The following is a 21,733-nucleotide window of genomic DNA, read 5'->3' as shown; positions in this document are numbered from 1 at the left end:
TATTGCTTCAAGCTATTGCATCAAGCTGCCGCCAGCATCGTCATCCAGAACAATCCCTTCGACGCCTATTTCGCTCTCTAACGCCAGTAAATAGTGACGCAGCGCTCGTCGAGTTGCCTGTTCCCGCAGGCTATGGCGCACCCGGTCAATAACTTGATCAAAAGGTTGCGCCCTACCTTCTCGCCGTTCGTCAATACTCACCACGTGCCAGCCATAGCGAGACGCCAAGGGGCGCTCGTGTAGGCCTTCGGGCAAGTGCTGCAAAGCGCGATCCAGCTCAGGGACGGTCTGGCCTGACACTAGCCAGCCCAAATCACCATCCATCTCTTTTGAAGGGCACGCGGAATGGTGTTGAGCAAATTCGGCAAACCGTTCGGGTATCTGATTGAGCTGTTCGAGTAGCTTTTCGCCAAGCTGATAAGCATCGTCGCGACCCTGGGAGTCCTCGGGGGCGGCCGCAAGCAGGATATGCCGAACGCGTAACTGCACTGGTTCGCTGAAGCGCTCGCAGTGGGTGTCAAAAAAGCGCTGGCAATCTGCTTCCCCCGGTTCCGGCACCTCAAGCTCCTGTTCGAGCAAGGCAGCAATCGCCGCATCTTCCTGTGCTTCGTTAGTCTCCTGCCTCGACAGTAGGCCCAGGACGTTGGCTCGCTGGCGCAGCAGCTCCCTGACCACCAGGGCGCGGGCCGCCTGAAGCTGGGCCTCCCCCGCCGTTTCGGCGGGGTGGTACTGCATCTCCAACGCAATCGTTGCTTCATCGATAGGGGTGTCTCCGACACGTACCGGAGGCGCAGCGACGCCCCCAGGTAGCTGTTCGATATCAATCATCTGCATGTTATTTCTCCTCTAGGCCTGGCCGAGCACAAGCCAGTTTTTAGCCACGACGGCGGACAAGCTGATAGCGCCGGGTTACATAGCCGAACGGCACGCTCCACACATGCACCAGCCGCGAAAACGGGAACAGCAGGATGATGGTTAAGCCGATAAAGATATGCAGTTTGTAGATCCACGACACTTCCTGCATGTAGTCCGCCGCACCGCCGCTGAAGAAGACAATCGACTGCGCCCAGCTGGAGAGCGTCAGCATCATTTCACCGTCCATATGGCCTAGTGAGAAAATGATGGTCACCATTCCAAGGCATGCCTGTAAGACAATCAAACCCAGGATCAAGGTATCCATGAAGCTCGACGACGCCTTTACGCGAGGATTGACCAATCGCCGATAGAGCAACATGGCGCCGCCCACCACGCACATGGCACCGGCAATACCGCCCACCACGATGGCAATTAGCTGCTTGGTACCGGCATGCAGGAAAGGTGCGTAGACCCAGTGCGGCGTGAGCATGCCCACCAAATGACCGAAGAAAATCACGATAATGCCAATATGGAACAGGTTGCTGGCCAGGCGCATGTTTTTCGAGGACAGCATTTGGCTGGAGCCGGTCTTCCAGGTGAACTGGCCTTGGTCGTAACGCACGAGACTGCCGACCAAGAACACCGTACCGGCCAGATAGGGATAATAGCCGTAGATAAGATGTTGTAGATATTCTATGAACATGGCGATTCTCCTTTTAGCGATCGGCCACGGTTGAGGAAGGCGAAGCGCTCCAGGCGGACGGCATGATTTTGACGGGGTCGCTGTGCACTGCTTTTTTGCGCTCGGCAAGCCGCCGTCCTTCCGCAGACTGCAGCGCGCAGTCTTCGTCAGAAGTGGCTGAAAAGCGTACCGCTTCTTCTTCCCATACAGCGTCCAATGCTTCAGGCGTGTTGTCGGGCGCTTCTTTCTTGACCTGTGGCCGATGCTCTTCGACATCCCCCTCGGCGCCAATTAATGCCAAGAGTGATAGCGGCACCAGGGCGTGATCCGCTCCGCGCTCCTCCAATCGTGCGGTGAGCAGCGCCAGGATATGGCGTATTTCGCCCAGCCAGCGGCCGATCTCGGCTTCTTCGCACATCGAAAGGTATTCAAGGAACACCGGCAGATGGTCGGGAAGCTCGCGAGCATCCAGTTCGAAACCGGCCGCGCTGTACTCGGCCATAAGATCGACCATGGCCTGACCTCGATCGCGGGATTCACCATGAACGTGCTCGAATAGCAGCAGCGACGTAGCGCGCCCCTTATCGAACATGGCAACGTACTCGGCCTGCAGCTCAAGCAATTCGCCCTCATGAAGACGTTGGCACCACTCCATCAATGACAACTTGAGGCCCGCACCCAGGCGGCTCTCGGCATTGAGGATTTCGATGAGCTCGCCGCAGGCATCCTGCAGCTCCTGAGTTGGGTAATCGAGCAAGCGGGCCAGTACACGCAGGCTACGCATGCCTTGTGCTGGCTCGAACGACGCCTCTACCGGAGCGGCTGAGGCAGAAAATTGAATAGCGGCTTCAGTCATGACGTGACTCCTCAAGTTGTGGCTGCGGGTCGAAGACCTCTACCGGTTTTACCAATACGCTGGTCTGCTTACGGCCGTTAAACAGGTTGGGCTGGCTCTCACCGTGGCAACCATCACCAAAGGTAAAGCCGCATCCACCCCGTTCCGGGAAGGCTTCGGTGGCCATCTCGCGATGGCTGGTGGGGATCACGAAGCGATCCTCGTAGTTGGCAATCGCCAGGTAGCGGTACATTTCTTCCACCTGGGCTACGCTCAGCCCTACGGCGTCAAGCACCTCGGCATTAGGGGCGCCATCCACATGCTTACTGCGCATGTAAACGCGCATCGCCATCAACCGCTTGAGTGCCAGCACTACGGGCGCCTCTTCGCCGGCGGTTAGCAGGTTGGCTAGGTACTTCACTGGAATACGCAGCGATTCGATCTTGGGCAGGATGCCATCAAACTCTACATGCCCCGCCTCAGCGGCGGATTGAATCGGCGACAGCGGCGGCACGTACCACACCATCGGCAGCGTGCGGTATTCCGGGTGCAGCGGCAGCGCCAATCCCCAGTCGATAGCCATCTTGTAAACCGGTGAGGCCTGGGCAGCTTTGATGACGTTATCCTGGATACCATCCCGCCTGGCCTGGGCAATCACTTCCGGATCATTGGGATCAAGGAATATCTCGCGCTGGCGGTGGTAGAGATCACGCTCGTCAGGGGAGCTTGCCACTTCCTCGATCCGATCAGCGTCATACAGCAGCACGCCGAGATAGCGAATGCGGCCCACACAGGTCTCGGAGCAGATGGTCGGCTGACCGGCCTCGATACGCGGGTAGCAGAAAATGCACTTCTCGGATTTACCGCTTTTCCAGTTGTAGTAGATCTTCTTGTAGGGGCAGCCGGAGATACACATCCGCCAGCCGCGGCACTTGTCCTGGTCGATCAGAACGATGCCGTCCTCTTCCCGTTTGTAGATGGCACCGCTCGGGCAAGCCGCTACACAGGTGGGGTTCAAGCAGTGCTCGCACAGGCGCGGCAGGTACATCATGAAGGTGTTTTCGAACTGGCCGTAAATATCTGCCTGCACCTTGTCGAAGTTGGCGTCTTTACGTCGCTTGGCGAACTCGGTGCCCAGGATCTCTTCCCAGTTCGGGCCCCACTCGATCTTTTTCATGCGCTGACCGGAAATCAGCGAGCGTGGGCGTGCAACCGGTTGGTGCTCGCCGATCTTGGCGGTATGCAGGTGTTGGTAGTCGAATGTGTACGGCTCATAGTAGTCATCCATTTCAGGCAGGTCGGGATTGGCGAAGATATTCGCCAGCACCCGCCATTTGCCACCAATACGCGGTTCAATCCGGCCGTCGTTACGGCGCATCCAGCCGCCCTTCCACTTGGCTTGGTTCTCCCACTCTTTGGGATAGCCGATACCGGGCTTGGTCTCGACATTGTTGAACCAGGCGTACTCCATACCTTCTCGACTGGTCCAGACATTTTTGCAGGTCACCGAACAGGTGTGGCAACCGATACACTTATCAAGATTGAGAACCATGCCTACCTGGGAACGAATTTTCATTTCACGGCCTCCCTAGGACTGTTCTTAAGAGCCACGTTCTCCTGAACACTGTCATTGCCTTCACCATCCAGCCAGTCAACGTGTTTCATCTTGCGCACCAACACGAACTCATCGCGATTTGAGCCGACGGTGCCGTAATAATTAAAACTGTAAGAGAGCTGCGCGTAGCCGCCGATCATATGTGTTGGCTTGGGGCAGACACGGGTGACCGAGTTGTGAATACCGCCCCGCGTGCCGGTGACCTCAGAGCCAGGGACGTTCACGTTGCGCTCCTGAGCGTGGTACATCATCACCATGCCCGCCTTGACCCGCTGGCTGACCACTGCCCGCGCGGCAATCGAGCCGTTGGCGTTGTAGACCTCGATCCAGTCGTTGTCCTCGATCTCGATTTCCGCCGCGTCCGCCTCGGAGAGCCACACCACCGGGCCACCGCGGTTGAGCGTCAACATCAGCAAGTTGTCCGAGTAAGTGGAGTGAATGCCCCACTTCTGGTGCGGCGTGAGGAAGTTCAGCGCCTTGCTCTTGAAACCGTTGTCGGCGGGCAGCGTGAAGCCTTTGGCCGCCTTGGTGTCGATGGGTGGGCGATAGACCAGCAGGCTTTCGCCGAAGGCGCGCATCCAGGCGTGATCCTGATAGAACTGCTGGCGGCCACTCACGGTGCGCCAGGGGATCAGCTCGTGAACGTTGGTGTAACCGGCGTTATAGGAGACATGCTCATCCTCGAGGCCGGACCAAGTCGGGCTAGAGATAATCTTGCGTGGCTGGGCGACGACATCGCGAAAGCGGATTTTTTCGTCATGTTTGGGCCTTGCCAGGTGGGTATGGTCACGCCCGGTAATTTTGGAGAGCGCTTCCCACGCTTTCACTGCCACGGCGCCGTTGGTTTCTGGAGCCAGGGTCAGAATCATTTCGGCAGCATCGATAGCGCTGTCGATCAACGGGCGCCCTTTATGCGGACCATCCAATTTGCGATGGTTGAGCTTGCCCAGCAGCTCGACTTCAGCATCGGTATTCCAAGCGATGCCCTTGCCGCCGTTACCGATACTTTCCAGCAACGGCCCTACGGAGGTAAAGCGCTCATAGGTTTCGGGGTAGTTGCGCTTGACTTCAATCAGCGATGGCATGGTCTTGCCGGGAATCGGCGCGCATTCGCCCTTCTTCCAATCCATCACCGCCGGCTGGGCCAACTCTCCTGGCGAGTCGTGCTGCATCGGCAGTGTGACCAGGTCGGTTTCCTCGCCCAGGTGGCCTACACACACCTTGGAGAAAGCCTTGGCAATTCCCTTGTAAATATCCCAGTCACTGCGCGATTCCCAAGCCGGGTCGGTGGCGGCAGTCAACGGATGAATAAAGGGGTGCATGTCAGAGGTATTAAGGTCGTCCTTCTCATACCAGGTTGCCGTAGGCAGCACGATATCCGAGTAAAGGCAAGTGGTGGACATGCGGAAATCCAGCGTCACCAGCAAGTCGAGCTTGCCTTCCGGCGCCTCGTCACGCCATACGACTTCTTCGGGCTTCTGGCCGCCGAAATCGCCCAGGTCTTTACCCTGAATACCGTGGCGAGTACCCAGCAGGTACTTGAGCATGTACTCATGGCCCTTACCGGAACTGCCCAGCAGGTTAGAGCGCCAGATGAACATATTGCGCGGGAAATTCTCTGGCGCGTCCGGATCTTCCGCGGCAAAGCGCAGTTCACCACTCTTGAGCTGTTGAACCGCATAGTCAGCTGTCGACATGCCCGCCGCTTCGGCTTTTTTCGCCAGGCGCAGCGGGTTCGTGTCCAGCTGTGGTGCTGAAGGTAGCCAGCCCATGCGCTCGGCGCGCACGTTAAAATCAATCAGGCTTCCCGGGTAGTCCTCAACCTTGACCAATGGCGAGAGGATTTCCTTGATTTCCAGCTTCTCGTAGCGCCACTGGGAGGAGTGACTATAGAAGAACGAGGTGGAGTTCATATGACGCGGCGGGCGCTGCCAGTCGAGGCCGAAGGCTAGCGGCGTCCAGCCAGTCTGCGGGCGCAATTTTTCCTGGCCCACATAGTGCGCCCAGCCACCACCGCTCTGGCCGATACAACCACACATGACCAGCATGTTAATTAGGCCGCGGTAGTTCATGTCCATGTGGTACCAGTGATTCATACCGGCACCAACGATGATCATGCTACGGCCGTTGGTTTTATGAGCGTTGTCGGCAAATTCACGGGCAATGCGGGTGCACTGCTCTGCCGAGACACCGGTGATTTTCTCCTGCCACGCGGGAGTATAGGGGCGAATTTGATCAAACGAGGTTGCGCCATCATCTTCGCCGTCGCCGACAAAGCCACGATCGATACCGTAGTTGGCACACATCAAATCAAAAACGGTGACCGCTAGCATTTCACTGCCATCGGCTCTCTTAAGCCTTTTGGCGGGCAAATTGTGAAATAGCAGGTCGTCAGCGGCACCAACACCGGCCCCTTTGACGTGCTCAAAGTGCTCGTGCTCGATGCCACCGAAGTAAGGGAACGCCACGCGCGCGACGCTATCGTGGTGGTTGACCAAACTTAGCAACGGCTTGATTTCAGTGCCTGCGGCGTCCAGCGATTCTAGGTTCCACTTGCCCACTTCGTCGCCAGTTTCGCCCCAGCGGAAACCGATGGAACCGCGCGGAACCACCAGCTGGTCGCGAGTTTCGTCCCAGGCAACGGTTTTCCACTCGGGATTGTTTTCCTGGCCCAGGGCAGCATCAAAATCACTGGCACGCAGTTGGCGACCCGGTGCGAAGCTGCCATCTTCACGCACTTCCAGTTCCACCAGAAACGGCATGTCGGTATAGCGGCGCACATAGTCAGTGAAATAGGCGCTGGGGTTCTCAAGGTGGAACTCTTTGAGAATCACGTGCCCCATGGCCATCGCCAGGGCGGCATCGGTGCCCTGCTTGGCGGACAGCCATTCGTCGGTCAGTTTGGAGACCTCGGCATAATCCGGGGTGATCGAGACCGTCTTGGTGCCCTTGTAGCGCACTTCGGTAAAGAAGTGGGCATCGGGAGTACGCGTCTGGGGCACGTTGGAGCCCCAGGCGATAATGTAGCCGGAGTTGTACCAGTCAGCGGACTCAGGTACGTCGGTCTGCTCGCCCCAGGTCATTGGTGACGCTGGCGGCAAGTCGCAGTACCAGTCGTAGAAGCTCATGCAGACGCCGCCGATTAGCGACAGGTAGCGGCTACCCGCTGCGTAGCTGACCATCGACATGGCAGGTATCGGCGAGAAGCCGAGAATACGGTCGGGGCCGTACTGCTTGGCGGTGTAAACATTAGAGGCCGCGACCAGCTCATTGAGCTCGTCCCAGTCACCACGCACGAAGCCGCCCATGCCGCGAGCACGCTTGTACTGCTTGGTTTTGGCCGGATCTTCGACGATAGACGCCCAAGCGTCTACCGGGTCTGGGTTAGCCTTGAGCGCTTCGCGCCATAGCGCCAGCAGTGGCTTACGAACCAACGGATACTTGAGGCGGTTGGCGCTGTACAGATACCAGGAGTAGCTGGCGCCGCGCGGGCAGCCACGCGGCTCATGGTTGGGTAGGTCGGGACGGGTACGCGGATAGTCGGTCTGTTGGGTCTCCCAGGTAACCAGGCCGTTTTTGACGTAGATTTTCCAGCTGCAAGAGCCGGTGCAGTTCACCCCGTGAGTGCTGCGCACCACTTTGTCGTGCTGCCAGCGGGCACGGTAGCTATTTTCCCATTCACGGGATTCGCTGCGTAGTTCACCGTGTTCGTTGGCAAAAGGCTCGCGGGACTTGCGGAAGAAATTCAGCCGATCTATGAAGTGACTCATGGTCGATCTCCAGGCTCCTCGGAAATTTGCATACCCGTCAGTGCGGGTTCCATGGAGTGGATTCTGCGTGATCGACAAGCGAATTACTGCGTGATTACCTCCATATACACCCTGTCTACCCCCAAGGTGATAGAGCTGCCAACGTAAAGGAATAGACGCTGAGAGTCGTTGAAATGCCATCACGCTAAGTGCTGTGCTGGCTTTTCTCATTGCAACTTGCTGAACGTTCATACAACATACTTCTTTAATAACTAGCTAGCCCTCGGAGCAAAGCTCACTCCATGCATCTCACCCGATTTACCGATTATTCGATACGCGTGTTGATATTTCTTGCTGCCAAGGGAGAAGAGCGCTCTACCATTAATGAGATTGCCGAAACCTTTAATATTTCACGCAATCATTTAATGAAAATTGTTCAGGAGCTTAGCCAGAAGAACTACGTTACTGCTATCCGGGGCAAAAATGGGGGCTTACTGCTGACACGCGACCCCGCGACCATTGGGTTAGGCGAGCTGGTACGCGAGATGGAAAATGACATGGCGTTAGTGGAGTGCTTTCATAGCGACAATGCCTGCATTATTACGCCAGCATGTCGCCTTCAACCGATTCTTAATGATGCACTGTCAGCATTTCTAGACGTGCTCGACCGCTACACATTGGCCGACCTGCTGGGCAGTCAACAATCTCAACTGGCGCAACTTATGCGCATTCCTACTGTCAGCGCTTAGCACTCACTAGCCATCCTGCCCGTCGACTCTTGCCTGCATCAAAGGCCATGTGTAGTGCACAAGAAATATTACGTAGGCCAAACACCAGAAGATGATACTTAGCGTGTAGGTCCAGTGGGTAATCTGGGGAAATAACGCCAAGACGGGTGAGCGCACCAAGGCGGCTATCAGCATTAAGCCTAGCGCCACACCCATACCGGGCAAAGTGCGTATGGGGCGGCCTGTATGGCCTAGCGTCACCCTGGCCATCATGGCCAGCATCATGGTGCCCATGCCACCTATGGTCAGGGCATGTATAGCAAGCTCTGTACGTATCAGCCCCATTAGTGCGAAGACCCACATAATTAGCCCTAACGGGATGCAGGCGTAGCTGCCGTGGAGTCCCCAAAGTAAAGGTTCGCGCCAGCTGTGCAGCCCACCCCAGCGCGCCATGCGAATACTATTGGCCAACGCCGCTAAGAGCATCACCCCGCCGATTAATGACGCAGGAATGGCAACCCCCAGCATGATGACCAGCTGCAGGATGACAACGCCTGCCGTGCTAGCCAACGTCACTCCTTCAAGTAAAGGAATAGGGTCAGGTTTGGTGCGCCCCAAACGGTTCGCAGTAAACATGGCAATCACGCGTCCGCCAACGACTGTCATCATCAGTGTGATTAACAGCACGGCTAAGTAGGCAGCTTGCCGGATCAGCTCGGCATCACCCCGCATTACCCCTAAGTGCATCGCCAGATTAGCCGTGGCAAACAGCAACAGCACGGGTATAAAGATCAAGTTGCGCCACCGCTTTGCAGTGATAACCAGACGCGCCATAACAATGGCGACCACCGGCAGAAACGCAAGATCAAACGCCAGCAGCAGCCACCCCTGCAAATCCAAGGGGAAAGCCATCAGCACCCTACCCAATAGCCATAACACCACCAGACCCATTAGCGGCGCGCCGCTTAAGCTCGGCAATCCGGTCCAGTTGCGCACAGCAGACAGTAAAAATCCCGCTACCACAGCCGCAGCAAAACCAAACAACATTTCATGCTGATGCCAGAACACCAGGCCGCCATAAGGGCGCAGCAAAATATTGCCGTGCCAGAAGGCCAACCACACCAATAGGGACGCCACACTAAACAGCGCGGCCAGCAGAAAGAAAGGCCGAAAAGCCAGGCGCATTAATGGCAGATGCTCAAGCTTAGAAGCAGGCTGGGATGAGGTGGTCATTGGCATGGCTTAATCCCGACTAGATTACTTGGAAATATGATTGTGCGCCTAGCCATTAACAAAGACCATGACATGCACCAAAAATACATCTTATGGCTAGCATTTATAGACCCGCAGCATTAAGATTCATTTTAAATACTTCTTAATATACCGAGGGATTAACAGTGCTAACACATGAGCAGGAAAAACTGATCAATGCGACAGCTCCAGTCGTGGCCGAACACCTGAATGCGATTACCCAGCGCTTCTATCCGCTAATGTTTACCCGCTATCCAGAGGTCAAGCCCCTGTTTAATGAGGTCCATCAGCAAAGCGGCGGTCAGCCCCGTGCCCTGGCCAACGCCGTGTTAGCCTATGTCCAATTACGTAGCAATCCTGCTCAAGCGCGGGCCACGCTGGATGTTGTGGTCAGTAAACACATCTCGCTAGGCATTCTCCCCGAACAGTACCCCATCGTCGGTGAATGTTTGCTGGCGGCGATTGGCGAAGTACTCGGTGATGCCGTGACACCAGAAATCGCCGATGCCTGGGGCGCTCTGTATAACGAGCTCGCCGCTCTTTTGATCGACCTCGAAGACCAGCGCTATCGTGAGTTTGAGCAGCGTCCGGGCGGCTGGCGCGGCACACGTCGTTTCAAGATCGCCAGTACCCAGCAGGAAAGTGCCTTAATTCGCTCTTTTATCCTTGAGCCCGAGGATGGGGAGCGCGTGGCTGATCACGAGCCAGGTCAGTATATCGGTGTACGTCTAACCATTAATGGCGAGCGGGTTTATCGGCATTACAGCCTCTCAGACACGCCAAATGGCCAAAGCTATCGAATCTCGATCAAACGCGAAGAACAGGGCCAAGTCAGCCGCCATTTCCACGATGTCTTACAACCCGGCGACACCTTGGAACTGTTACCGCCAGCAGGTGACCTCACGCTGATTGAAGGTGACGAGCCTCTGCTGCTTGCCAGCGGCGGCGTTGGGCAAACGCCCCTGCTCCCCATGGCTCGACATGCCTTGTACCTTGGGCGGAAAGTCATCTATCTACACGCTGCCCTGGATGCCGAGCATCATGCCTTTAAAGGCGAATTAGAAGCGCTGAAGAGCGAGTATCCTCAACGCCTCAAGGCTGTCCGCATTCATGAGCGCGGCAACGAAGCCGAACATATAGGTCGTATCGACCGTAGCTTATTAGCTCACTACCTACCAGACCTCAAGGCGCGCTGCTATTTCGTCGGCCCTCAAGGATTTATGACGGCAATCAATAGTGCTTTGTCTGAATTGGGTGTCGATGAGGATCGCCGCCACTTCGAGCACTTTGGCCCCTCGCGCCCACTCGACGCAGCTTAATAATGGCCAGTTAGGGTTATTCATTTCGAGGCTACCTATTAGAGGCAGGGGATCCTATGACCCCTGCTCAACTTTACTAGCCTTAAAGAGAAACCAAGGTAATACAGAGGCGATTATGGATATCGAATTAAAGCGTGCCTATGACTCACCTCACAGCAAGGATGGTTATCGCGTTCTTGTCGACGGGATCTGGCCGCGTGGGGTGTCCAAGGAAGAAGCCAAAATCGATGAGTGGCGCAAGGAGATCGCGCCGAGCAGCGAACTTCGCAAAGCGTTTCATAATGGTTCACTCAACTGGAATGATTTCCGCCGACGCTATCTTAAAGAGTTAACGTCCTATCGCGAATCCCTGCGTGACCTTGCACAGCGTGCCAGGAAAGAGCAACTCACGCTGGTGTTCGCCTCCAAGGAAGAACGTCATAACAATGCCGAGGTGCTGCGCCAATACTTGAACATGCTGAACTAGTCAGCTCGCCCCCTGCTTCGAGAAGTCGTTGCGCTCACTAAAGAATGGGGTAAGCGCCAAAACAACCGCGCTTCAGGCTAACCAGGAAAGCGGGCTATGGCGAATAGCCGCCCCCACTATATAGGCGAAGATGGCCACCGCCACTACCGCGGCTATAGCTCGCACCTTTGGCGTTGCCCCGCGCTTAATCGCAATGGTGCCAACACCAATATAGGCCAGCAGCGCCAGTAACTTGGCGCCAAGCCAAGGAAGCTGCCAGGGCCATACGGAAAGCAATACCATCAAAGTCACCCCGAGCCCCAACAGAGCCGTATCAATAAGATGAGGCAATACCTTGACCCAACGGGCATTGAATCGCGGGCTTTCCTGCACCGACCACCAGGCGCGGATCACGAAAAGCGTAATGCTCAGCACAGCGGCCGTCATGTGTAGGTGCTTGATGAGAAAATAGTGCTCCATGGTAGCCGTCCCTAACCAACGTCAACCGCATCGCCGTGATGATCGAGGGCAAGATAGGCGGTGATATTACCCATTTGCAGCGACTCCATCATACGCTGGAGCTGCCGTTCAACCTCGGCATCATCTTCTAGGTCGTCCATGGCAGCAGTGAAGACTAGATCCCATTCAATCTCGGTACGGCGAGACTCCTCGACCAAAGCAGCCATGCTGCTCAGTTCCTCCATCGACTTGTCTACGCAAACCACAGGCACCAACACTCCCCCTTCACCCTGTTCGAAGCGGCGCCGCTGTTCAGCATCTGGGAAATCGGGCAGCTCTGCGCGAACGAACACAAACAGCAGACGCTGGGGCTTAGGTTGTTTACGCGCTTCCTGCAGTAAATCGGTAAACGTCGCTATGGTCATAAAATGGGCCTTATGCTAGTAGTTAAGAATCAATAGGTAAGAACGAGTAGATGAGACTAGTCGGTGGCGTTATTCGGGTGACTCTACGAACAGCCACAGCAGCAGCATTATTATCAACAGTGGGATCAGCAGACTGAATGGCGCTGCGCGCCAACCATAGGCTTGGACGACCAGGGGCGCCATCCGCAAGGAAAGCCCTACCCCTGCCGCTAAGGCAAGACAAAGCCCCAAACAAAGATGCACCCAACGACCAGGTATCCAGCCTTTGGCGTGGGCAATGCCGGTAGCAATCACCGCGCCTCCTAATCCGAGCCCAACGCCCACCAGCAGAAATTCCCACGGCTGGCTTGCCATCCCAAACCCACCCAACGCCAGCGCTAGCCCCAGCAATAGCCATTGCATCAAGCGGCAGGTGCCTCCCCGCCTGGCGATATACCAAGCCGGCCAAGCCAACAGAACACCGCTACTCAACGGTACCAGCACATAGAGGGGCTGTTTTGCGAGTAGGGCATAAAGTGTCCAGCTAGCCACCGCTAAAGCGCTTGCCAACGGCATTAAAAGCATAGCGACCAGCATTTGATAACCATTGACTGGCTGTATTGATGTCTTCAACGTGGGAGGTAGCACAGATGACGGCATGGCGTTTCCCAGCAAAGGTATAAAGGCATCGGAAGACATGCCAGAATTGTCGGCAAATACTGGGTGTAGGTCAAAAAACATCGGAGGTAGGCCGGCTATCCCCAAAGGAATAGCCCTCGTATCAAGATGCAGACAGTGCCACACTCTGTTACCTCTTCCGCGCTATCGGAACAAGCATGAAATTACTTCAACGTTCCCTGGTTGCTCGCATCATTGCGTCCCTGCTCGCCATTAGCGGCATGGCACTCATCAGCATCACTCTAACCATGACTATGTCTAACAGCAGCCGTGGCGATGCGGCCGCGATCAATGTAGCTGGCTCATTGCGCATGAATGCCTATCAGATCATGGGGGCCTTGCAACGCTTGGAGTATGCCCCAGAGGGGGCCAGCGAAGAACAACTCGACGACCTGATTTCGGGCTTCGATCAGCGTTTGCATGGCACAAGGCTACAACAAACAATCCCTGCTGATGATAGTCACGAGCGCCGCCGTCAACTTGAGAAACTTCAGGTCTACTGGCAGCACACGCTTCGACCGGCACTAGAGACACCACCCTCCGCCACAGCGCTTGACCTAGATACGCTAGAAATGATGATCGTTGCGATGGTCAGTGACATCGAAATTCTAGTGACCTATCTGGAGCAGAGCACCGAAGCCAAGGTGCGGCTGCTGGGCATGATGCAAGTGCTCTTTTTAGTGCTGATCGCTATTGTGGTTGCAATCGCCCTCTACGATATTCGCTACAATCTGGTAGTGCCTTTGCGTCAACTGATGGTGCTTGCCCGCGAGGCGGCACATCGTAACTTTAAGCCGCGCTCAGAGCTGCGTGGCAGTGACGAGCTGGCCTTGCTGGGCCACACCTTTAACAAGATGTCTGCCGAATTGGCGACCAGCTACGCCGCGCTGGAAGACACCGTATCGCGCAAAAAACAGGAGCTTGAGCGCAGTAATCAGGCGCTGCGGGTAATGCACGATGCCAGCCGTTCGCTATATGGCGGCGGTAACGATCTTTGCTCTAGCGCCGCCCCCATGCTGCGCGAACTGGAAAAGCTGTTGAACATTGGGCCGATACGGCTTTCCCTCAACGATCCTTTTGACCAACGGCAAATGCCGGTACTGGAAACTCACTCGCGCACCCGCCCTGAGTATTGCCGCGATCAGGATTGCCATGCCTGCTTGATTGACCCCCGCCCCCTGGAGTTGGTTGCCAAGAACCAGTCGCAGTGTTTGCTGTTACCAATCAGCGTAGGCGATACGCTGCTCGGCACCCTGGAAGTGTGGTATCCCCAGGAGCGGCTCAACGATAGCACCCGTCGCCTGCTTACCATGTTAGCCGACCAGCTCGCCACGGCGGTGTACCTACAGCGGCGTATCGAGGAGCAGCAGCACGTCACCTTAATCAACGAGCGAACCATCATTGCACGTGAGCTGCACGACTCTCTGGCGCAATCGCTGTCTTATCTCAAGATGCAAGTCGCCCGACTCGAACGCATGCAGCAGAAGGAGGCAACCCAAGAAGCCCAGTCTGCGGTATTCGACGAGCTGCGTACCGGTTTGAACAGTGCCTACCGTCAGCTGCGTGAGCTACTCACCACTTTCCGGCTCAAACTTGAGGGGCCGGGTCTGCAGTTTGCCTTGCGCCAGACCGTCGAGGAGTTCAGCCAGCGCATGGGGGTAACAGTCGACCTTGACTACGATGTGCCGCCTTACCTACTGAATCCCAATGAAGAAATTCACGTGTTACAGATCATTCGCGAGGCGCTGGCCAATACCCACAAACATGCCAAAGCCCACTGGGCTGGGGTCACAGTGCGTTTCGCCGATGCTCGCCTACTCGTGCGTATTGAGGACGACGGCATCGGCCTGGTAGACGATAATTCTCCGCCGATGCACTACGGTTTGGTGATTATTCGCGACCGTGCCACTACGCTGAACGGGGAGTTGAGCATCGCCAACCGCACCGCAGGAGGTACTGGTATTGAGATACTATTCACTCCGTTGACCGCTCGCTTAATTCAGCAGCAACCTGTTACGGCTGCCCCCGACTCTCACTTAGGTACAGGGACTTCTTAATGATGCTGACCACTGCCAACGATACACCCGCCAGTCTGATGATTATTGACGACCACCCGCTACTACGGCGTGGCGTGATACAGCTGCTTGAACTAGAAGACGATCTTGAATTGGTTGGCGAGACGGGCGACCCAGAAGAAGGCATTGCACTGGCCCTCAAACTTGAGCCTGACCTGGTTTTACTTGATTTAAACATGCCGGGCGTCAATGGCTTAGAAGCCTTGCGCCGCCTGCGGGAAGCCAACTATAGCGGCCGTGTGGTGATGTTCACTGTTTCCGACCATGAGGATGATGTTGTCGCGGCGCTGCGCAACGGTGCCGACGGTTACCTGCTAAAGGATATGGAGCCTGAAGACATGGTTCGCCAGCTGCGTCAGGCTGCTCTCGGCCGCATGGTGATCAGCGAAAGCCTGACCGCCCTACTCGCTGAAGCCCTGCGCAATCAGCGCAATGCGCCCACCACCCCTGATATTCATAGCCTAACGCAGCGTGAACGCGAAATTCTGCAACAGCTCGCTGGCGGGCTCTCCAACAAGCTCATCGCGCGCAAGCTGGATATTACCGAAGGCACGGTCAAGGTTCACGTCAAGCACCTACTAAAAAAGCTCAACTTACGCTCACGTGTCGAAGCCGCCGTCTGGGCAGTCCAGGAAGGTATAGATCACTAGTCAGCTCTCTGTGGTTACCTCCAAAGACTGTTAGGGTTCTTTTGCGCTGGCGCATCTCTACCCCCGTCCGAATATTTGTCTTTAAAATCAATGAATCTTGCTTTTCAGCGACTACCTCTCAAGAGGTATGTCGCTGTTTTTCATGCCATTTCCACCTATTCCCCAATTCCTTTCCCCAGCGTATCTTGCTTTCTAACTGCTACATGCAGAAAGGTTTGATGCCAAGGGGAAATCGCCATGAGTAAGAGAAACGCCGACATTGAGAAGTGGGAGGTCGAAGACGCCCACTTCTGGGAACAGGAAGGCAAGCACATCGCCAACCGCAACCTATGGATATCCATTCCCAGCCTTTTGATGGGATTCGCTGTCTGGATGATGTGGGGAATGATTACCACCCAGATGCAAAATCTGGGTTTTTCGTTCACGGTTAACCAGCTATTTTCCCTGACCGCACTTGCCGGCTTGGCAGGTGCCACATTGCGCATCCCAGCCTCGTTCATGATCCGCATCGCTGGCGGGCGGAACACCATCTTCCTGACCACCGCGCTGTTGATGATCCCGGCCGCAGGAACTGGTATCGCCTTGATGAACCCAGGCACGCCGTTCTGGGTTTTCCAGGCATTGGCGCTACTTTCCGGTATCGGAGGTGGTAACTTCGCTTGTTCGATGAGCAACATCTCCACATTTTATCCCAGCAAGCAGCAAGGTTACGCCCTGGGCATGAATGCAGGCCTAGGCAATTTCGGCGTCACTACCATGCAGATTGTGATCCCTCTGGTGATGACCGTCGGCATTTTCGGCGCTATGGCCGGATCGCCAATGGAACTGCAAAGCGCTAGCGGTACGTTGATCGGCCGTATCGAAGCAGGTACCGATACCTGGATCCAGAATGCTGGATTTATCTGGCTTGTTTTTCTGATTCCGCTGGCGTTCGCCGGTTGGTTCGGTATGAACAATCTACGCACCATTACGCCCAATCCTGGCCCCCCGCTGGCGGCTTTCGGCAAAATATTAGGGCTTTACGGCGTCGGCCTGGTGACCACCATCGTCGGTATGTTGGCACTCGGCTGGCTTAATATGTGGATTGCCCTGCCGTTAACCATTGTTCTGACTTTAGTGTTGTTGCGCCTGATTCCAGGCGACATCAAGCCCAATATTCAGAAGCAGTTCGCGATATTTTCCAATAAGCACACTTGGTCAATGACCATCCTCTACATTCTAACCTTCGGCTCCTTTATCGGCTTCTCTGCAGCCCTGCCGCTCTCTATCAACGTCATCTTCGGCAACATGATGGAAGCCACTGCCGATGGCACGCTGATTCGCGTAGCCAATCCAGAGGCGCCCAGCGCTTTGACCTGGGCTTGGATAGGCCCCTTCGTCGGCGCCCTGATCCGTCCGCTGGGTGGATGGATCTCCGACAAAGTGGGTGGCTCCATCGTTACCCAAATCATCTCTGCGGTCATGGTGGTTGCCTCTATCGCCACCGGCTACGTGATGATGCAGGCCTATAACGCCACCGATCCCAATCAATTCTTTTGGCTGTTCCTGTTGCTATTCATCGTGTTATTCGCCGCCAGTGGTATCGGCAACGGCTCTACCTTCCGCAGCATCGGGGTTATTTTCGACCAGCAGCAGAAAGGCCCGGTACTTGGCTGGACCTCAGCCGTCGCTGCCTATGGCGCCTTCATCGCCCCGCGTGTAATGGGCGAGCAAATCCAGGCCGGCACACCGGAGCTTGCCATGTACGGCTTTGCGGTCTTCTACGCCATCTGCCTCGTCATCAACTGGTGGTTCTACCTACGCAAGGGTGCCTACGTCAAAAACCCTTGAATACAACTTGCTTCTTTACGCCCGGAGCTTAGCTCCGGGTCTTACCCCCTACCCCAATGCGGGAGGACACTATGAAAATCATGATTGCCTATGACGGTTCTCGGAACGCCAAGCTGGCACTCGCTCAAGTCGTCACTATGTTCCGCTGTAACCAACCTCTGCTGGTACTGGTCGGCGTGGTGGAGAATCCACTCGACGCTACCGATAACAACGAAACGCTTTTTCAGCAGGAACACGATGAGGTCAAACAGCACCTCCAAGAGGGAGTGAAATTCGCTATCGGTGAGGGTTTCCAGGCCGAGCAGCTTCTCGCTGAGGGGGATGCACGCAAGATGCTGCTTCAGGCAACTCGCAAACTCTCACCCGACCTGCTGGTGATTGCTCGCCATAGCCATCAACCGGACGGCGGCATCATCGCCAAGTCGTTGACCTATTTTGTTGATGAACTCGACTACATGACTTTCGGCAGCGTCAGCTCATTCCTGGCCCGGCGCGCCGAGTGTCCCTTGCTGATCTTACCCAGCCCTTGAGCAGCCTCTACCCCTTCTTTGGTACAGACCACCTTTGGGACACAGGACGATACGATCATGAAAGTTTCCGCTGTATTCAAGTTTCGCAGCCCCGAGATCCGGGCCTTGCACCTGACCTGGATTGCCTTCTTTATTACCTTTTACGTGTGGTTCAACATGGCGCCGCTCGCGTCGAGCATGCTCAAGAGTGTCGACTGGCTGACCCCGGACGATCTCAAGCTATTCGCTATTTGTAACGTCGCATTGACCATTCCAGCGCGCATTATCGTCGGCATGGCATTGGACCGCTTTGGGCCACGTCGGGTGTTCTCGGTACTCATGGTAAGCATGTCGCTACCGGCGCTGGCATTTGCTTTCGGTAACAGCATGACGCAGCTGCTAGTGGCGCGCCTGGTGCTGAGCTCGATTGGCGCCAGCTTCGTGGTGGGTATTCACATGACGGCGCTGTGGTTCAAGCCCAAGGACATCGGCTTCGCCGAAGGCTTTTACGCTGGCTGGGGTAACTTCGGTTCCGCCGTAGCGGCCATGTCGCTGCCGACTATCGCCCTGAGCATGTATGGCGGCCCGGATGGATGGCGCTGGGCCATCGCGCAGAGTGCCCTTGTTATGGCCGCTTACGGTGTTTACTACTGGTTCGCGATCACTGATGGCCCAGATGCTCAGGCCCACCGCAAACCACGCAAGACCGCCGCCATGGAAGTGAGCTCCTGGGGCGATATGATCAAGCTGATCATCTGGACGATCCCGCTGGTCGGCGTACTCGCCATTCTAGTCTGGCGCATTCAATATATGGGCTATTTATCGGTTACGGGTGCCGTCATCGCTTATCTAGCCATTATCGCGATCGTCATCTATCAAATTGTCCAGATATTGAGAGTCAATCTACCGATCCTGCGTAAGGGGGTACCGGAGGACGATAAGTACTCTTTCAACAATGTGGCGGCGCTTAACAGCACCTATTTTGCCAACTTTGGAGCTGAACTGGCGGTCGTGTCGATGCTGCCCATGTTCTTTGAGGAGACCTGGGGCCTGAATGCCGCTACGGCCGGTCTGATCGCTGCCTCGTTCGCCTTCGTCAATTTGGTGGCCCGCCCCATGGGCGGCATGGTCTCCGACCGCATGGGTAACCGGCGTTTCGTGATGCTGTGCTACATGTTTGGCATTAGCGTTGGGTTCTTGCTGATGGCCATGCTCAATTCGAGTTGGCCACTCATTCTGGCCATTGCGGTGACCATCGGCACGTCGATTTTCGTACAAGGGGCTGAGGGAGCGACCTTCGGCATCATTCCCTCCATCAAGCGCCGCATCACTGGGCAAATCTCGGGCATGGCTGGCGCCTACGGCAATGTTGGCGCGGTGGTCTACCTAACCATCTTTACGTTTGTCACTCCATCGCAGTTCTTCTACATCATCGCGACTGGCGCCTTCATCAGTTGGGTTATTTGCTTAATGTGGCTGAAGGAGCCAGAAGGCGCTTTCGATGACGAGTACTACGTCTCTTCAGTCGACAGGGACATCGAAGAACAAGCTCTACAGCATGCCAAGCGCTGAACGTTCGGAACTTCTGTAGCATCACGGCGCTGTCCGCATCAATTAGATCCGGACAGCGTCTGTAGCAGCAAAAATAGCGCCCTTCAGAGCGCTCTTAATTAGGAGCCGTAATGTATATTGGCTATATCACACTTCTTAAGCTCTGCATTAAGGGGACTTATTCCAGCCAGCCAATGGTGTGTCTTCCTGCAAATGACGCAACTCAGGTTGATGAGCTTCAGCAATTTGCGCTACCCGACTCACGCCCTCTTCCAATAAATGCACTTCTATTTGACGCCGATCCTCACGCCCTTGCCGCCGCACAACCAGCGATTGCTGCTCACAGCGGTCAACTAGCGCCACCACCCCATGATGCTTCGCTTGAAGTCGCTCAGCAAGCTCCCCCACCGTCGCCCAATCTCTTCCATGGAAGCCACGGAGATGTAGCAATAGTTGATACTGCAATGGCGTCAGCCCATAGCGGCGACAGATATCTTCACTATGGCGAAGAAAACAACGTAAACGATAACGAAATTGCGACAACCGCTCAAAGTCACTTTTTTCAAGCGTCTGTTTTTTATCCATTTTTACAATTCTCTTTACCACATACTTAATGATCGCCTAATCGCCAATTTATAGCGCCTTTACAAAAAAACAATATCATACCATGATATAAATGACCATCAAGATTATGCCTCCAGGAGGAATCTGAAATGAGAGCACTCACTTTTCTCAAGTTACCATTCAACCATCGTGAAGGCTGGAAAGAGTTACAGGCTTCCTCCCCCTCCGTTCCCTTACTAGCGTGGCTGGTGGTTTTACCCATGTCGCTCTTGCCACCAGTAATGCTCTATTATGCGGGCACTCATTACGGCGATGCATTTATGGCTGGCTTTGCTGGCCGAGAGTGGCGTTTTATCACTACAATTATCTTCCTTGCGGAGTTATTGAGTTTTTTCATTATCGGGTGGGTAATCTACGCTGTAGTCAATGGAACTGATGAGCTATCTATCAGCTATCAAGATGCCTATTTACTTGCCACGCTTGCCCCACTACCTTTATTCGTCGCGTCATTGGCGCTATTGGTACCCAACTTATTTTTCAACGTAGTGGTTATACTTAGCGGGCTGGGCGTCTCTTGCAGCTTGATTTACCACGGTTTACGAGCATTCTGTACGAATCAAAAATTTGATGTTGCTACTATCTCAGCCACGTACACAATCATGGCTGCCAGTGCTTTAGGGTGGGGCCTTCTGTTTGCTGTTATCTGGGCTTATTAAGCAGTTAACATTATATTCACCGGCCAAGAATGGCAGCAGCTCATTCCTCGTCAAGCCAAATTACGACGAGTTAAGCTAGCGGTCTAACGATGAGAAGTGGGTAATGTGTGCGCCAAACAGGGAGAAGAGCAAAATCCCCTATCACTGGCGTCTTCCTCTGCAAGCGCTGATAGCGTCAGTTCTTTGAGTACCGGAAGGTGTGAATCTTCAATTTGACGAGCTGCGGTTAGTAAAGTAAGTCGCCCTGCTCTTGTGAATTTCATTAAAGGCAATAGCTTATCAGGGCATGTCTTCAGCTCACTGCTATACCGCTCAAGAAATAGTGATTTACTGATTTTTTGCTGCAGATAATGACGGCACAATTGAAATGCAGGTGCTATCTCTGGATGCCACTCATTCAGTGCAAGTGAACGGCGAGACAGCCCGCTAGGCCATAACCGATCAACCAACATGCGACTTCCGTCGTGCTCTTCTATCGGCGCATATATACGCTTAAGCGTGATTTCATACGACATCGTTTAGATACCTCTGCCAGCGCGCTCATGGCTTCAGCGAGTAAATCATATCATAGCAGCAATCTGGACCAAGCCTCGTACACATTGATAACTCCAATAATATGCTTTTCGGTATAGAGTTTTGAATCGCCCGGGATATTCTAGAGTAATCCCAACTCGACAAGCCTAGAGTGAACAGGAACCAGCCTTTCGGCTTCTGGTGTGATTGTGTGGCTTGAATGTGAATACAAAGAACACCATTCACTGTTTTGAAGTCGCTCAAGCGAAGCTGACAGAGTTCCCCAAGCCTTGCACCAGTGTAGA

Annotated in this window: 20 protein-coding genes; 9 read left to right on the top strand and 11 right to left on the bottom strand. The window is 55.0% G+C overall.

Annotated elements, in window-relative coordinates; all coding sequences use genetic code 11:
* Window positions 1–12: 12 nt before the first annotated feature.
* From CXF87_RS08705 to CXF87_RS08685, 5 genes are read right to left on the bottom strand one after another with little or no spacing between them, the layout of a single operon-like run.
* The gene (locus CXF87_RS08705) at window positions 13–834 is read right to left on the bottom strand and encodes a peptidylprolyl isomerase (protein ID WP_101146355.1); all 822 of its coding nucleotides are present in this window, start codon (window positions 832–834) and stop codon (window positions 13–15) included.
* Window positions 835–874: 40 nt separating this feature from the next.
* On the bottom strand, window positions 875–1,558 hold the full coding sequence (gene narI, locus CXF87_RS08700; protein ID WP_101146354.1) for a respiratory nitrate reductase subunit gamma: 684 nt from the start codon (window positions 1,556–1,558) through the stop codon (window positions 875–877).
* Between the two features lie 13 nt (window positions 1,559–1,571).
* On the bottom strand, window positions 1,572–2,393 hold the full coding sequence (gene narJ, locus CXF87_RS08695; protein WP_101146353.1) for a nitrate reductase molybdenum cofactor assembly chaperone: 822 nt from the start codon (window positions 2,391–2,393) through the stop codon (window positions 1,572–1,574).
* Window positions 2,386–3,948 (bottom strand): nitrate reductase subunit beta, encoded by a 1,563-nt coding sequence (gene narH, locus CXF87_RS08690; RefSeq protein ID WP_101146352.1) that lies wholly within the window; start codon window positions 3,946–3,948, stop codon window positions 2,386–2,388. Before narH ends, narJ begins: the two co-directional genes overlap by 8 nt.
* Window positions 3,945–7,757, bottom strand: a complete 3,813-nt coding sequence (locus tag CXF87_RS08685; RefSeq protein WP_101146351.1) for a nitrate reductase subunit alpha — start codon at window positions 7,755–7,757, stop codon at window positions 3,945–3,947. Before CXF87_RS08685 ends, narH begins: the two co-directional genes overlap by 4 nt.
* A gap of 281 nt (window positions 7,758–8,038) precedes the next feature.
* Between CXF87_RS08685 and CXF87_RS08680 the strand changes: the two genes are divergently transcribed.
* Window positions 8,039–8,485: an Rrf2 family transcriptional regulator gene (locus tag CXF87_RS08680; protein WP_008958050.1), complete on the top strand. Its 447-nt coding sequence runs from the start codon at window positions 8,039–8,041 to the stop codon at window positions 8,483–8,485.
* A gap of 6 nt (window positions 8,486–8,491) precedes the next feature.
* Here CXF87_RS08680 and CXF87_RS08675 read toward each other — a convergent pair whose 3' ends face one another.
* Window positions 8,492–9,703: an NnrS family protein gene (locus CXF87_RS08675; protein ID WP_101146350.1), complete on the bottom strand. Its 1,212-nt coding sequence runs from the start codon at window positions 9,701–9,703 to the stop codon at window positions 8,492–8,494.
* A 158-nt stretch (window positions 9,704–9,861) separates the two neighbouring features.
* On the opposite strand from CXF87_RS08675, the gene hmpA reads away from it, so the two are divergent.
* Together hmpA and CXF87_RS08665 are read left to right on the top strand one after the other, a co-directional pair.
* Window positions 9,862–11,034, top strand: coding sequence for an NO-inducible flavohemoprotein (gene hmpA / locus CXF87_RS08670; protein ID WP_101146349.1), 1,173 nt, complete (start codon window positions 9,862–9,864; stop codon window positions 11,032–11,034).
* Window positions 11,035–11,149: 115 nt separating this feature from the next.
* Complete coding sequence (locus tag CXF87_RS08665; protein WP_101146348.1) at window positions 11,150–11,500, top strand: DUF488 domain-containing protein; 351 nt, start codon at window positions 11,150–11,152, stop codon at window positions 11,498–11,500.
* 72 nt (window positions 11,501–11,572) lie between these two features.
* On the opposite strand, the gene CXF87_RS08660 is transcribed toward CXF87_RS08665, so the two are convergent.
* From CXF87_RS08660 to CXF87_RS08650, 3 genes are all read right to left on the bottom strand, one after another.
* Window positions 11,573–11,959 carry a SirB2 family protein gene (locus CXF87_RS08660; RefSeq protein WP_101146347.1) on the bottom strand — a complete coding sequence of 129 codons (387 nt, stop codon included), beginning with the start codon at window positions 11,957–11,959 and terminating at the stop codon, window positions 11,573–11,575.
* Window positions 11,960–11,970: 11 nt separating this feature from the next.
* On the bottom strand, window positions 11,971–12,363 hold the full coding sequence (locus CXF87_RS08655) for a ribonucleotide reductase subunit alpha (protein WP_101146346.1): 393 nt from the start codon (window positions 12,361–12,363) through the stop codon (window positions 11,971–11,973).
* A 69-nt stretch (window positions 12,364–12,432) separates the two neighbouring features.
* Entirely contained in the window at window positions 12,433–13,002 is a 570-nt protein-coding gene (locus tag CXF87_RS08650) for a hypothetical protein (protein WP_232774810.1), read from the bottom strand.
* Window positions 13,003–13,178: 176 nt separating this feature from the next.
* Between CXF87_RS08650 and CXF87_RS08645 the strand changes: the two genes are divergently transcribed.
* The 5 genes from CXF87_RS08645 (at window position 13,179) to CXF87_RS08625 (ending at window position 19,656) form a co-directional block, all read left to right on the top strand.
* Entirely contained in the window at window positions 13,179–15,077 is a 1,899-nt protein-coding gene (locus CXF87_RS08645; RefSeq protein ID WP_101146344.1) for a type IV pili methyl-accepting chemotaxis transducer N-terminal domain-containing protein, read from the top strand.
* A complete protein-coding gene (narL, locus tag CXF87_RS08640; protein WP_101146343.1) occupies window positions 15,077–15,745 on the top strand; it encodes a two-component system response regulator NarL in 669 nt (222 codons plus the stop codon). Before CXF87_RS08645 ends, narL begins: the two co-directional genes overlap by 1 nt.
* A 237-nt stretch (window positions 15,746–15,982) precedes the next feature.
* Window positions 15,983–17,575 carry an antiporter gene (locus tag CXF87_RS08635; RefSeq protein ID WP_101146342.1) on the top strand — a complete coding sequence of 531 codons (1,593 nt, stop codon included), beginning with the start codon at window positions 15,983–15,985 and terminating at the stop codon, window positions 17,573–17,575.
* Between the two features lie 71 nt (window positions 17,576–17,646).
* Window positions 17,647–18,105, top strand: coding sequence for a universal stress protein (locus CXF87_RS08630; protein ID WP_101146341.1), 459 nt, complete (start codon window positions 17,647–17,649; stop codon window positions 18,103–18,105).
* A 57-nt stretch (window positions 18,106–18,162) separates the two neighbouring features.
* Entirely contained in the window at window positions 18,163–19,656 is a 1,494-nt protein-coding gene (locus tag CXF87_RS08625; protein WP_101146340.1) for an MFS transporter, read from the top strand.
* Window positions 19,657–19,803: 147 nt separating this feature from the next.
* On the opposite strand, the gene CXF87_RS08620 is transcribed toward CXF87_RS08625, so the two are convergent.
* Window positions 19,804–20,220: a MarR family winged helix-turn-helix transcriptional regulator gene (locus CXF87_RS08620; protein WP_101146339.1), complete on the bottom strand. Its 417-nt coding sequence runs from the start codon at window positions 20,218–20,220 to the stop codon at window positions 19,804–19,806.
* Window positions 20,221–20,348: 128 nt separating this feature from the next.
* Between CXF87_RS08620 and CXF87_RS08615 the strand changes: the two genes are divergently transcribed.
* The gene (locus tag CXF87_RS08615) at window positions 20,349–20,915 is read left to right on the top strand and encodes a YIP1 family protein (protein ID WP_101146338.1); all 567 of its coding nucleotides are present in this window, start codon (window positions 20,349–20,351) and stop codon (window positions 20,913–20,915) included.
* An 83-nt stretch (window positions 20,916–20,998) separates the two neighbouring features.
* On the opposite strand, the gene CXF87_RS08610 is transcribed toward CXF87_RS08615, so the two are convergent.
* Complete coding sequence (locus CXF87_RS08610; RefSeq protein WP_101146337.1) at window positions 20,999–21,430, bottom strand: DUF488 domain-containing protein; 432 nt, start codon at window positions 21,428–21,430, stop codon at window positions 20,999–21,001.
* Window positions 21,431–21,733: the final 303 nt, after the last annotated feature.

The sequence above is a fragment of the Halomonas sp. MES3-P3E genome (genome assembly GCF_002836035.1).
GTDB classification, from domain to species: domain Bacteria; phylum Pseudomonadota; class Gammaproteobacteria; order Pseudomonadales; family Halomonadaceae; genus Vreelandella; species Vreelandella arctica.
This window is presented reverse-complemented; position numbering and strand designations above follow the sequence as displayed.